The organism is Aestuariirhabdus sp. LZHN29 (assembly GCF_049985285.1).
Classification (GTDB): domain Bacteria; phylum Pseudomonadota; class Gammaproteobacteria; order Pseudomonadales; family Aestuariirhabdaceae; genus Aestuariirhabdus.
In genome coordinates this window covers 1,201,132-1,214,319 of the sequence record NZ_JBNIEU010000002.1, presented here as the reverse complement: position 1 = coordinate 1,214,319, position 13,188 = coordinate 1,201,132, and the positions used below count along the sequence as shown (strand labels likewise).

The window sequence follows — 13,188 nt, the reverse complement described above, 5'->3', positions numbered from 1 at the left end:
GGAAGATTAACCATGTCGGAAGATCTGTACTTAATCAGTGCTATGCTGCTGCTTGGGGCGATACTCGCCACTATCCTTCTGTTTTCAAGCAGTTTACGTCATAACCAACGGGGGCACGGAATGAGCGTAAGCCAGGCTCTCGATTCTTCCCTCGAGGCTAAACGGCGATCCAGCTTTATTCGTAGACGAAACGCCTCTGTTGTCTATTATCCGTTTATAGATGCCGATGGCCGCCCCGTCATCTATGACCGCCGTGAGCAATTTGATCGGCGCCACTTTTAGGTTACCCCCATCAAAGCGGACTCAAGCTATCTGGCCTGCAACAGCTCATTCACATAACGCGAAGGTATCGCATAGGTGATGCCACTCGGACGCTCCAGCAGCTTTTCCTTGGACTCTTTAATAAACACTTTATTGATTACGCCGAGTAACTCCCCCGTTTCGGGGTCAAATAGCGGGCTACCACTATTGCCCGGATAAGCAGTAGCATCCAGTTGAAACACCAGAAATGGATCGCGTAAGCGCTTGATCATATTGATATCCAGCTGTGAACTATCAACGGCCGGAATCGCAACGGGACCAATACTGGATACGTACCCTCTATGAGTCACCGGATAAAGCCCCAATACCACGCCGATAGGAAACCCGGTAAACGCAACCGAACGCCCTTCCCGAACCTCTCTGGTCGGCGCCTCACTCTTGAAAGCCGGTAAAGCAGTCCCTGATATTCTTAAGAGAGCCAGATCATGCTGTGCATCCCGCCGGATAACCCGGGCCTTACGGCGTTCAGCATTTTGGCCTCGACCAACAAATACAACAAGCTCCTCCCCTGTCTCATCCGATAACGTTTGGGTTACGACATGATCGTTGGTGATGACATGGTAGCCGTCACCCACTACGAAGCCTGTTCCGACCAGAAGTGGAGCAGGCGTGCGCGTACGCATATAGCTCCCAACCCCGACAACCGAGGGCGTAACGCGCTGCACAACCTCCTCGAACGCCTCAGCCGGGAGGGTCCCTGCCCAAAGCCCCAGAGCCAGAATCAAAAATGTTTTGCCCCGGTAAAGCGCGCAACCTACCCACCCGAGCCAACGTCTTCGCCTAAACAGATTCACTGGTGATCCCTCCCCGTGCATACACTGACTCTTGTTAATAGCTGTACGTTCTAAGTCACCAATCTTCGTACTGCTATGCTAATGATGTTTCGTCAACGGGTGTCAATAAAGATGGAGAGCGCTCGACACTTTACCCCCTATTGTCCCGCCCTAACCTCACTGCCAGCATTGTTATCGATTGCTACTCTTTTCCTATGCCACATATCACCACTCACAGCTAACGATAGCACTAATCGCTGGCAGCTCTACTACGAATCGACCCCTGATGGATGGCGCCGGCATCACCACGCCGGGATCGCATTCGACCCGCTATACGACTCAATCTACATGTTCGGCTCTGACACCCATGGCCTTGATCACGACAACAGCGTTTATCAATTTGATATAGAAAACAGGCGCTGGATACAACACTACCCGCCTTCGGCCGTTTCCAGTTATCGCATATCGGAGGCTGGAGTTCATATCGCGGGTAACGCCGGTACCTTGCGCCCCTGGGCGATGCACAGTTATGACAACATAGTATTTGACCCGGTGAGAAGGGCCCTGGTCGTCACCTCGTTTCCCGAGCACAATCCTGTTCGTAAAAAAATGTCAAACAAAGGCGAATGGGCAACCTGGATCTATGACGTAGAAAATAGAAACTGGAAAATTCTTGGCCAACACGCCAAACAACCGAAAGCATTCGCCGGGGCCTCGGCCTATGACCTTAGTGCGGAGAGTGTAATGCTTTACAAATGGAGGATGTGGAAGCTCCCCTCCCGCGCTGAGGCATGGGTAAAGAGTGGCCCGGGAAGTAAACACGAGATCCATTACGTGATGGAGTACGACTCGATCAACCAACTCTTTGCCGTCTTCGGTGACCACAGGAACAGCAACCGTGTCCACCTCTATTACCCTTCGACTGATGATGCTCCAGCACGCTGGGAGATTATGCAACCATCAGGCGATGCAGTTCCCGAAGACCAACATTTCCCGGTAGCGTTCAGTAGCCTGGATGGCGTTTTTCTACTATCGCCAGATGATACCGCCTTTGTAAAGCAACCCTCCGGATACCGAAAGCCAATCAAGCCCAAGCGCGCCTTTACCTTTGTATACGACGTGAAGAGTAATCGTTATTCGAAATTACCCAACGGAAACCTTCCTCCCCTTGGTATGAACTACTCAATGGTCTACAGCAAAAAGAGAGACAGCTTTTTTCTGCTGACAGGCACCACGACAATCAAGGTATGGCAGCTCAAACTTGACCTGAAGCGTCTAGGCATAAACAAGAGCAGAAGCGAAAAAGGGTCACCATGAACTGGAAGCTCTTGTTGATACTAACCGTTACGGCATTGCACGCACATTTAGCCCTGGCCAATGAGCAGTGGCAGGTAGCTCCATTTGTCGGGGCGATCAGTGGTGGGCCTGATTTTGGCGACGCAGTTCAGTCGGGCAGCGCACTCCATCACCTGTGCGGCACCGAAGACGGTAGCCTGTTTCTTGCCAGTGGACAGAGGATTGACCGCATCGACGCAACAGGACAACGCTGGCCCATAGCCGGAGACGGTTTCGAAGGGTTGATCGACGGTAATGCTAACAATGCACGCTTCCGTATGGGGGTCAGTGTATTTTATAAAAGCCACAACCTTGCCTGTGCCCACAACACGCAAGTGTTTATCGGTGATACGGGTAACGGGCGGGTGCGCCGGTTATATAAATCGGGAGCACTCTGGCTCGTCGATACGGTTGCCGGTGGTGGCACGCGTCAGTCCGCAACAACAGGAAAAACTGTTAGCGCTGAAAGCCTTAACCTTGGGAATCTTTTCAGCATCGCCTCTCCTGGCAAGCAGCGCTTGATCATCGCCACGCGTCTGGGCGCCTGGGCGGTAAATCCACTTGAGAAAACGGCCTCCTGGCTAGGCTTTTGGCCCTCCAGCATCACCATGCCGGGTAAAACCCAGGCTCAACTTCAGCCTATGATGGGGGATGCCGACAGGCATGGAAACAGTTACTTCGTCTCTCGCACTCCCGATGTTGTTATCAAAGTTGACGACAAGGGCAAGCTCCATCATTTTGCGGGCATTGTTGCAAGCCACCCCAAGCCCCATCACATTGGAGACGGGGACCCCATGGCGGTCTATTTTGATACCCCTAACTCGCTGACAGTAGAGCCCGGTGGCAGTGCAGTCTACGTCTGCGGCGGAGATGAGTACGATATCCGCAGAATTCCAACAACCAAAGGCGAGGAGACCCAGACCCTGATGCAAAATGGTCGCTGGGGATATTCCAGCCTCCACCCCAACAAGGCGCGAGGGGCCGCTGTTTTTCTCCCGCAAGCAAAGGGTCAACTCAAACCCAAAGGGAATCTCAGCGTCATGATGGTTTCCCCATTGTACGGGCGGGATTGGGAGGGCAACCTCTACGCGGGCTTGGTACCCTGGGTTGGAATGAGCCAGTTTATTGCAGGTAAAGGTCTGAATAAAACCCATACCTTCAAGCTCTATCGGGCCCAACGGTGAGCATCGTCGTCGGATTACTGGCACTGCAACTCACTGCGCTCGAGTGCTTTGCCCTACCCCATTCACCGCAGCCCGACGCCCCACTACCCCAACAAATTTTGCCCGCAATTTCTGCGGCAGGTAATCACTATCTGATTGCATGGGCCAGCGGAATACCCCATCCGAATCACCCTGCTCCGCAGATCAGGTTAAACGCAATATCCTCAACCCATCAGTGGATTGGCCGGTCAACGAAAACGGTCAGTGATCCCACCGCTGTAAGCACCAACCCAAAAATCGCTCACAACCGGCGGCACCTGCTTGTATGGCAACAATACCGACAAACGACAGGTTGGGATATCGAAGCAGCACTCGTACGGGTAGAAGGCGGTGTTCACATTGACCGTCGCTGGACCCTAACCTCAGCCCCGTTGAATCAGACCCAACCCAACGTAATTGCTTTTGAAGAGGGGTTTGCAGTCACCTGGGCTAGCTATATCGACGGGTTCTATCGCCCCTACGTCGTCACGTTGACGGCCGATGGTGCAGTAAAACATGAGGGCTATCTGGTACCAGACAAAGGGCAGGTCAGCACCTACAACCCAGGCTGGGGTTACAACCCCGCGTCTGATGATCACACCTCATTGACTCCGCAACGAGGACAGAATATTTCACTACAGTCCCTGGGAGGGAAGCTTTGGATAAACTGGGAGGATAAGAGCCAGTGGGCTCCAGAAAAAAGCAGGCGTATCAGTTGGTGGTTCGCGGAAATTGAACCATCGAATTCCGGATGGTCTCTTGCGTGGCAGCTTCGTCCACCGAGCCCGATATTGGCCAGAACCAACTCAAGCTTCCTTTGCTATCGAGCAGATATCTGCCTGTTTACGGGCGCCAGTATCGCCGGGCGTGGCAAAAAAATGTCACCGGGCATACGGTTTAGCCCTGAAAGCAAAACCACCTATACCCTGGCCAACAAGAAAAAACGGAGTCACTCTGGCTGGGACTCCGGCACTATGTTTTCGCTATTCAACGAAAACCTCTCGCTGTACGGCTCTATTGGCGTATCCACTGCGGAGGCTGGAACCCCTTCTCCGTGGGTTATTGCTGTTGCTATAGCCCAGCAAAGGGAGCGCCAGGGAAGAGTGCGCTACGACCTCATTACATCATCTTTCAAGGGCCTCTCTGCACCGGGCGAATCGTTGTTTTTACGCCGATCTGATAACCCGATGCGGCATCCTGCTGTGGTGACACAAGGAAGCGATAGAGTGGTTGCGTTTGAACATGCATTGCCTGAGGGAGGTATTCAAATAGAACTTTGTCACTGGAAAGAGGGGGAGAATAAATGAGCAAGCCTGGATGCTGCCGGCTATTGGTAACCCTGACCCTGGTGGTGGCGCCATTGCTATTCACCCTCGCCCCCACCAAAACATGGGCAGATCTGGTTAAGGGGAATCCTGAATATCAGTGGGATGGAGAGCATTTCAGGGTAGCTCTGGAGGTCTGGGATCGAGGTTCAACAGAGCATCTAAAGACGCCTGTCACCAGTGGCATCCCTCTCCCTTTTGGGTTGCTTCAAGACCCCGCACAGCTTCGATTAGAGGATGAGGCCGGTAATGAAGTGCCTTGCCAGATCACTGTCCTAAGCCGGTATTGGGCACGGGATAATTCCCTCAAGTGGGTATTACTTGATTTTCAAGCAAGTTTAAAACCTGATCAAAAACGAAAATTTTGGTTAACGAACCGCCCCGCGGCAGATACTCAACCCTTTCTATCCATTCAAAAAAATGTTGATTACTGGCGTATCAGTAACGGCAAGATCTCGCTTGATATAGACCTTAAATCCAACCGACTATTTAGCCGTCTCGATGCCGGAGAAACCCCGATACTTCAGTCCCGGTCAGGAGACGGGTTGCTGATAGAGTCTTACCCCGCGCCCTACTCCCAGCACCAAAAAGGAAGCGCGTGGAACACCCATGGGTGGAGATCGAGCAAGAAACGCGTAGCCACTGGTATTCAGCAGCGACAGTTTATCAGTGACTACAGCGAAAAAAACATCTCATTGGAGATGAACGGCAGTCAGCGAGCGGTGCTATTGATTCGAGGTAAGTTTGTTCCCCTCGATGGCCCACCACTTGAACACGGGTTTTACCAGAGCCAAACCCGTATACATCTTTACCGTGACAGTAATCGCGTGCGTATCGAACACAGTGTGGAAAACAGCAACCCGAACCAGCCTTTTTGGGTACTCCCTTACAGTATGAACGCCTGGCAAACCCAACTCGCATTGACCGAGCCGGATACGGTCCTCTATGGGCTAGCAGATCACAAGTCCCAGCGTTTGGAATCGCGTAAGGCTGCGTTCGATCAAACAACCTGGGTCGGGCAGCGGGCTCCCTTGAACTATAAAAAATCAGGCCGATACTTCTCGTCTCCCGGTCAACTGTTGGCTCCCAAACAAGCAGGTGCTACTGAAAACCAAACTGCGCGCTATCTGGCGCTGTCGGGTGAAGGCGGTAGCCTTATGGTCAGTCTGGCCGACCTATGGCAAAAATCCCCGCAAAAAATATCATTATCAAACGGGCAGCTGACAGTGGAATTCAATGCTCGTTTGGAACAAAAGGAAAACAGCTCCGAAGCCAGCAACAAGGGAGGCTGGTACCAACTGGATATAGGAGAAAGGAATTACCATGATCTGATGCTCGCAGTATTTCCGGGCCGCGCAACAGCCTCCTCGCTGGAGTCCATCGCCCAGAGCTTCCAATTTCCACCCAGAGCCATGGCCCCAGTCAGTTGGTATCAGGACACCGGTGCCTGGTACCAGGAGATCGCCTCCGAGGGCTATTCCCTGCCTAAGCGTTCGAGCCGACACTGGTTGCCCGACCTTGGTGGACACCGCAAATTTGGCAAGGAAAGAAGCTATAATTCCGGGGGGCACCACAGGAGCCTTAGCTCAAGCTGGCTATCCCCTTTACAGGAGCGAAGTGGCGAAAGCATCGAACGGGAAGAAGCGAGAAGCCGCTGGAGTATTAATCACAACCCCGGCTTGAACTATCGCCTGCCACCCTTGCACTGGAGCAACCAGCGCCCGTTTGCAAACCTTCAAGAGCAGCTTGAAAAGTGGAACCAGGTTGCAGGATTTGGTGCCAAAGAGATCTACCTTTGGGCAAGCACTAGGGACAGCGAGCAAATACCCGAAGGCCAAAGCTACCTTAACTACTATAAGTGGCTCCCGGATATCGAACATTATGCACTGTTCAGAATGTTTGAATGGTATTACCTCACAGGCTCACCTTGGGCCTTGGAAACCATCAACGGGTTCGTCAACTGGGGGCTGAATTTTCAGGCCCTGAAACTATTTAATGGCGTACCGCTATCACTCGATGATACCCAGCTTTTCGAACGGGACCGTAACGCGTTACGGCGGGCCCACTACTCACGAATCTACAACTGGATGCTTTACACCAACCTTGCAGGGTTCCATGCGACCGGCAACCCGGTGATGGACTATTTCGCGCGCTGGCAAATTCGCCGCGCGCTTAAGCTGATTCGTCTTCGTCACGGCCAATTCAGCAACTGGAAAGACAAGCCCATCGCAACCCTTGAGGCACCTCCGGAGGCCGCCAGCAACTTGACCTTGCCAGAACTATTCTCCCCGCTGAGTTCCAAACTTTATAGTTCCAAAGCAAAAACCTGGATGGAAGCACAAGCTCCACTGGCATTCCATGAAGCTTACAAGACATACCAGGACGAACGTATCCTTGATGCACTTTGGGCTCAAACCGACTATTTCGCCAATCACACGTTATTTTTTCCGGAACTGGGCCTTTTCAACGAAACCGTGTCTATGCCTCATAGTCGTTATGGTACGGCGTCCCCCCCCTTCAAACCTATCTGGCATGACCGCTACCTGCAGGCGCTCCCACTCCTGTATCACTATTCTGGAGACCCTAACCTTCTTAAACGTTACAAGGTAATCGCAGAGAAAACTAAAACCCGGTGGATTCGCTCCTGGTTCACACAGGTACTTAACTGGCAACGCTCTGCGGGTATATCCAAAGCGTCTGAGAAACCACCTGAAACGATAAATAATTTGGAGATCATTCAAACCTCCAGGGAAAAGGGTGTCGATTTACGTTGGCTAAGCCCGGCAGACGACGGGCCGAGCGGCCATGCGAAGCGCTACTTTGTCAAACTGAGCAATAGGCCGATTGTGGAGTATGCAGCCAATAATTATCCAGACCGAGTAACCAGCAGGGACAAGGCGATCTCTCAAGCCGAGGAGGCTATAAAACGGCAATCAGAGGGGAAAAGGAAGCTGAAGTTGCGCCTCGGCAAAGGGTCCATCAATAAGGAGTCAGATAGAGGGCCTCTGCATGATCCAAACTGGCAGTTGCTCGATGCTTTCTGGATGGCTGAGCATGTGTTTGGAGAGCCCTCTCCATCCCCTGCCGGAACTCCCGAGCACTTCAGGCTGACGGAACTACTGCCACACGCCTGGTTTGGGATTGATAGGAAATTACCCTTATCGAAGCTCCCCCCGGGTACTTACTACATCGCTATAAAAAGCTGGGATGAGGATCAAAACCTGAGTTCCATTTCCAATGTCGTGAAATTTGATCTTAAATAGAAACAGTGCATACCAGTGACTGAAGGATCAGACTGTGGAAAAAGAGGCTGACAAGATAGATATATCCGTGATCATGCCCAGCTATAACGCTGCCGCATTCATTACTCAAAGCATTCAATCGGTAAAAGAGCAGACTCTTTCACAGTGGGAGTTGATCATTGTAGACGACGGATCCAACGATGATACCTGTAAATTGATCGCCCCCTTTCTGGTAGATACTCGCATTAAGCTTCTTCAACAGGATCATCTCGGGGCAGCTCGGGCTCGCAACCAAGCCCTGCATAGAGCAAAGGGGGAGTATATTGCTTTTCTCGATGCTGACGATTGGTGGGAGCCTCACTTCCTCCAAACCATGTTGAAAAACTCCCGGGATACTGGTGCATCAATCAGCTACTGTGGCTGGCAACGAACGGGATTAGCGGCGAACTTATGTCCCCGTTATGTTCCACCAGACTACAGCGAAAAAGGTCTGGTAGAAGCGCTAATGAGAGAGAATATCTGGCCAATTCACGCCGCGTTAACTCAGGCTTCACTGATTAAGGAGCTGGGGGGATTCAACGCCCAACTGCCCTGCTGCATGGATTTCGACTTATGGCTTCGAGCGTCTCCGGATATTTCCGTCGCGTTGGTGCCAGAGGTTCTTGCGTATTACAGATTTCATGGTGACGGCCAAATCACCAGCCAAAAAGCTCGGCTGGTCATCGTTCACCTTGAAGTACAGCTAGAGTTTCTCAAACGCCGGTCCGACATTGCGAAGAGATTCTCTTGTGAGCAGATCGAAAATTGGACCTGGGAACGGGTCAGGCGCAAAGCCTATGAAAATTTTTGGCGGGGCAACTTGAATGTAAGTAGTCCACTTTTTCGCTACCTTTTAAAACAGGGAAAATGGAAAACAAAGGATCTTCGTCACACTATTTTCTCCCTTTTTCCCGTAACCCTGCAGAAAAAACTACTGGTAAAAGCCTAGGAAGGCGGCGCACAGAGCCTTCAATTCCAGACATGCAAAGTACGCGGATGGGAAACGTATAGAATACAGGCACAGTGGAAGCATCCATAGATAATTCAGGTGGATCCCGTCCTACAGGAACCTTCTGTAAAGGACGCCTTGGCCGCCCCGGCGGACTAACTTCCAGAATTCAGCCGATCGATGCGCCGCTTTAAAATAATTGAATCTGGATTTTGTTCCATACCCTTAACCAATAACTCCCTTGCCATCTCCAGATCCCCCTGACGCTTGTAGTAATCTGAAAAAACTGCGTAACCCTGTGGGAAATCCGCCTTTATATCGATCGCTTTTTGATAATAACGGATCGCGAGAAAACCTTCTCCCAGGCGTTCGTATACTTTGCCCATTAGAATATTGATTTCGGGAAGCAACACATAGCGCGGGCTTTCAAGATGGGAAAACACATACTCCAGATTGGATTTTGCGACCTGGAGGTCATAGTTTTTATTATTCGAGTTTTTTCTCGGGCTCAGGGACCGGCGCATGAAGGCCTGGGCGAAGCAAAAATGATGAACATGCTCAAAATCAGGTCCCAGTATATCCTTCCATTGCCTAACCTCCTGTTCATTGCTGGGTCTAAGGCGCGCCCAACAATAGGGTGGAAGATACGCCCACTCCTCTTCCTGCACCTGATTTGCCGTAGTGCTTGTCGGTATCATAAAAATAAAAAGGCCAACCAATCCTAATACGCAGTGAGCCTTTTTCCCTATGAAATCAAAGCCTCTAGTCAACTCCCCCACCTCCCCTGATCTTAGCCCTCTTTAGTGTAGTGCAAATCAACGAACCTACCCCAGCCCCTGACAACAAGCACTGAATAAAAAATTATTTTAAATAGCCAAATACTATATAACATGATCGCCTTTCTCCTCAGAGTTTGAGCCTATGCTCTAGACTTAAAACCCAGATATTCAATAAAAAAAGCAAGAGTTAGCAACGGAATGCAGCAGAGCCACCTTCTTGTCTGCGTTGGTAGAGCAGAGACGCTGCCCGCCTGCGTATGGACCCATTTCAGTGTGCTGCCGGAAGGTAACGCCGTCGGTGTGGTAGCGCCTGGAATCAGCGCTGCGGGCAATCCGATGCCCTCATCAGGCTTTATCTATTCGCGGGGAGCGGCAGGCTTTTGCTGGACCACGGAGCGCCCCCTCACAAGCCCCTATCTTGAGATCCAAATAGAGGACAATGGAGAGGTATCCCTGTTAGCGGACCGCTTTGGGCAACTCCCCCTATACTACTGCCGGGAATCAAATTACTGGTCACTTTCTACTCGCCTAAGCTGGGTTACGAAACTATCGGCTAACAAAGCGAGCCTGGACCCGGACGCGCTATACCAATACCTGTTTTTTCACTGCATCCCCGCCCCTGCCACAATCTACAGGGGAGTGTTCCGAATCGATGCGGCACAGACTCTCAGCTTAAACCCCATTACAGGAGCCCTCACCACCCGAACCAACTGGCTCCCTGACTTCACCAAATCAAGCGATACCCCCACGCAACTTTCGGAAGCACTATTTGACACCTTAAAGAGCGCCGTCACCTGTAGGTACGATAACGCCTGCGGGACCTTTCTAAGTGGAGGGCTAGACAGCTCGACGATTACGGGGATGATGTGTCGTTACACTGCTGGTAAGGACGCCTATTCAATTGGGTTTCCGATTGAACGCTATGACGAGAGCGAATATGCCCAGTGTGCCGCCAGCCATTTCGGGGCCAATCTCACCAGTTATTCAGTCAGTTCAGGGGACGTCGTAAAAACGCTTCCTTTTATCATGGAAGCCTTCGAACAACCTTTTGGAAACTCCAGTGTTGTACCCACCTATTTCTGTGCTTCCTTAGCGCGAGAGAACGGTAAGCAGTTATTGCTTGCCGGCGATGGAGGGGATGAGCTCTTTGGCGGCAACGAGCGTTATCGTAAGCAATTATTGTTTGAACACTTTAATCGACTTCCTGCTTACCTGAGAGGCGGTACAGAGCAATTACTATCGGCGCTCCCGTTCCAGGGTGCTCGGCTCATATCAAAAGCCAGAAGTTATGTCAGTCAAGCCTCGATCCCACTTCCCGACAGGCTCCACAGCTATAACCTTCTTAAACGCATCGATCTGAGGTCCCTGTTATCCGAGGATTTTTTGCAGGCCCATAATTCCACCCAAGTGGCAGCGCAACAGCATGAACGGTTTCAAGAAGTAAACAGTAACGCTCTTAACCGAATGCTATACCTCGACTGGAAATACACCCTGTGTGACAACGATCTGGTAAAGGTTAATACCATGTGTAGCCTTGCTGGTATCGACGTAGCCTACCCCATGCTTGATTATGCCCTGGTTGATCTTTCGGCATCGCTCCCATCCGACCTAAAGATCCATCGCCACGAGTTACGTCACCTGTTCAAGCGAAGTATGAGTGAGTTCCTTCCCGGCAAAATACTCAACAAATCCAAGCATGGTTTCGGGCTTCCCTATGGGTACTGGTTACAACAGGATAAATCGCTTGAGCGGTTAACTTTCGACTCCATAGATTCACTGACAGAGCTGGGGGTTTTTGCTCCCAACCTTGCGAACAATGTGCTGAGCCTGAACTCAGGGGAGCATGCCCATTATTTTGGCGAGCTGGCGTGGGTTTTGATGGCTTTGGGAATATGGGTAGACCGCGTACATAACAGCAGACCTGCTGAACAGGGCCCACCCATGATGGTAGACACTTTACCTACGGACACAGTCATCTCAAGGGCAACACCATGAAACCCGATAACTATTCCGCACTGGTCATTACCGAGCTGTTTGCACCAACCAAAGGCGGAACGGCGGTATGGTTTGATCAAGTCTACCGTCGGCTTGGGGGAGGGTCGGTTCATATCCTAACGGCCTCCGCACCCGAGGTTCAAGAAGCAGATCGCAGACACCCCAACAGCATTCATAGAGTGCGACTGGAACGGGTGCGCTGGTTAAGACCCGAGTCCCTAATTCTTTACTGGCGCTTACTGTGGGGCGGATTCAAAATCGCCTGGCGGCATCGTCCCCTTCAATACCACGCAGGCCGTGTACTCCCCGAAGGATTGGTGGCTTTATCTCTGGCGCGTTTATTTCGCAAACCCTGTTTAATCTACGCCCACGGTGAAGAGATTACGACCTGGCGTACCCCAATAAAAAGCAGAGTAATGAGCTGGGTCTACCGGCATACGGACATCGTCATTGCGAACAGTGAATTTACCCAGCAGAGACTCATTGATCTTGGTGTGGATCAGGGCTCTATTCGATTGATCCACCCGGGAGTTAAAACTGAACAGTTCCAGGAACAGGCTTTGCCTTCCGACCTATCTATACGTAATAGATTGCCCGACAGCGCCGAAGGGTGCCTTCTGGTATCGGTAGGGCGACTATCGCGAAGGAAGGGTTTCGATACCATGATCGAGGTGACGGCACGACTGCGCGCAGCAGGAGTAAAGGTGCATTACGCAATCGCTGGCATCGGTGAGGACGAGCAGTACCTGCAAACGATGATAAGCAACAAAAAATTATCTGACAGCGTAACGCTTCTTGGCGCCGTTGACGAAGAGGACCTTCCAGCGCTTTACCGCTCTTGTGATCTATTTGTGATGCCAAACAGAGAGGTAGATGGTGATGTGGAGGGATTTGGAATGGTCTATCTAGAAGCCGCAGCCTGCGGCAAAGCATCTATTTCCGGATTAAGTGGTGGTGTCGTATCGGCAGTACGACATATGGAGACGGGATTAAACTGCGATGGTGACTCTGTAGATTCCGTTTTCGATGGCGTTTTTCGGTTACTCAACGATAAAAAGCTTAGGGGCGAGCTGGCTAACAATGCACATCAACGGGCTCACAGGGATTTTTCCTGGAACGCGGTGGCAGCGAATACCTATTCCATATTCAACCCTGCTCCCCTTGACTCCAGACAGGCGTTGCAACTTAACGATATAGGTAAATAGAAGAGTCATCGCTATCACTGACC

10 protein-coding genes are annotated in these 13,188 nt (G+C 51.3%); 8 read left to right on the top strand and 2 right to left on the bottom strand.

The window, feature by feature from the left end:
• The first annotated feature begins 12 nt into the window (after positions 1–12).
• On the top strand, positions 13–282 hold the full coding sequence (locus ACP3PW_RS12350) for a hypothetical protein (RefSeq protein WP_426417002.1): 270 nt from the start codon (positions 13–15) through the stop codon (positions 280–282).
• A 26-nt stretch (positions 283–308) separates the two neighbouring features.
• Here ACP3PW_RS12350 and ACP3PW_RS12345 read toward each other — a convergent pair whose 3' ends face one another.
• A complete protein-coding gene (locus ACP3PW_RS12345) occupies positions 309–1,115 on the bottom strand; it encodes a S1 family peptidase (RefSeq protein WP_426417001.1) in 807 nt (268 codons plus the stop codon).
• A gap of 327 nt (positions 1,116–1,442) precedes the next feature.
• On the opposite strand from ACP3PW_RS12345, the gene ACP3PW_RS12340 reads away from it, so the two are divergent.
• The 5 genes from ACP3PW_RS12340 to ACP3PW_RS12320 all read left to right on the top strand — a co-directional run bounded on the left by ACP3PW_RS12340 (position 1,443) and on the right by ACP3PW_RS12320 (position 9,186).
• Entirely contained in the window at positions 1,443–2,411 is a 969-nt protein-coding gene (locus tag ACP3PW_RS12340; protein ID WP_426417000.1) for a hypothetical protein, read from the top strand.
• Positions 2,408–3,613 (top strand): hypothetical protein, encoded by a 1,206-nt coding sequence (locus tag ACP3PW_RS12335; protein ID WP_426416999.1) that lies wholly within the window; start codon positions 2,408–2,410, stop codon positions 3,611–3,613. The genes ACP3PW_RS12340 and ACP3PW_RS12335 overlap by 4 nt, the downstream gene beginning before the upstream one ends.
• 509 nt (positions 3,614–4,122) lie before the next feature.
• Entirely contained in the window at positions 4,123–4,938 is an 816-nt protein-coding gene (locus ACP3PW_RS12330) for a hypothetical protein (RefSeq protein WP_426416998.1), read from the top strand.
• On the top strand, positions 4,935–8,219 hold the full coding sequence (locus tag ACP3PW_RS12325) for a hypothetical protein (RefSeq protein WP_426416997.1): 3,285 nt from the start codon (positions 4,935–4,937) through the stop codon (positions 8,217–8,219). Before ACP3PW_RS12330 ends, ACP3PW_RS12325 begins: the two co-directional genes overlap by 4 nt.
• Before the next feature lie 34 nt (positions 8,220–8,253).
• Positions 8,254–9,186: a glycosyltransferase family 2 protein gene (locus ACP3PW_RS12320; RefSeq protein ID WP_426416996.1), complete on the top strand. Its 933-nt coding sequence runs from the start codon at positions 8,254–8,256 to the stop codon at positions 9,184–9,186.
• Between the two features lie 155 nt (positions 9,187–9,341).
• Here the strand turns inward: ACP3PW_RS12320 and ACP3PW_RS12315 are convergent, their stop codons facing one another.
• Positions 9,342–9,956 carry a tetratricopeptide repeat protein gene (locus tag ACP3PW_RS12315; RefSeq protein ID WP_426416995.1) on the bottom strand — a complete coding sequence of 205 codons (615 nt, stop codon included), beginning with the start codon at positions 9,954–9,956 and terminating at the stop codon, positions 9,342–9,344.
• A 207-nt stretch (positions 9,957–10,163) separates the two neighbouring features.
• On the opposite strand from ACP3PW_RS12315, the gene ACP3PW_RS12310 reads away from it, so the two are divergent.
• Positions 10,164–11,960 (top strand): asparagine synthetase B family protein, encoded by a 1,797-nt coding sequence (locus tag ACP3PW_RS12310; protein ID WP_426416994.1) that lies wholly within the window; start codon positions 10,164–10,166, stop codon positions 11,958–11,960.
• Positions 11,957–13,165, top strand: coding sequence for a glycosyltransferase family 4 protein (locus tag ACP3PW_RS12305; protein ID WP_426416993.1), 1,209 nt, complete (start codon positions 11,957–11,959; stop codon positions 13,163–13,165). The genes ACP3PW_RS12310 and ACP3PW_RS12305 overlap by 4 nt, the downstream gene beginning before the upstream one ends.
• The last annotated feature ends 23 nt before the right edge of the window (positions 13,166–13,188 follow it).

Bases quoted from the DNA above. Each gene is read 5' to 3' on its own strand.
- ACP3PW_RS12350 (WP_426417002.1), top strand. From the start codon at position 13: ATGTCGGAAGATCTGTACTTAATCAGTGCTATGCTGCTGCTTGGGGCG.
- ACP3PW_RS12340 (WP_426417000.1), top strand. From the start codon at position 1,443: ATGTTCGGCTCTGACACCCATGGCCTTGATCACGACAACAGCGTTTAT.
- ACP3PW_RS12335 (WP_426416999.1), top strand. From the start codon at position 2,408: ATGAACTGGAAGCTCTTGTTGATACTAACCGTTACGGCATTGCACGCA.
- ACP3PW_RS12325 (WP_426416997.1), top strand. From the start codon at position 4,935: ATGAGCAAGCCTGGATGCTGCCGGCTATTGGTAACCCTGACCCTGGTG.
- ACP3PW_RS12310 (WP_426416994.1), top strand. From the start codon at position 10,164: ATGCAGCAGAGCCACCTTCTTGTCTGCGTTGGTAGAGCAGAGACGCTG.
- ACP3PW_RS12305 (WP_426416993.1), top strand. From the start codon at position 11,957: ATGAAACCCGATAACTATTCCGCACTGGTCATTACCGAGCTGTTTGCA.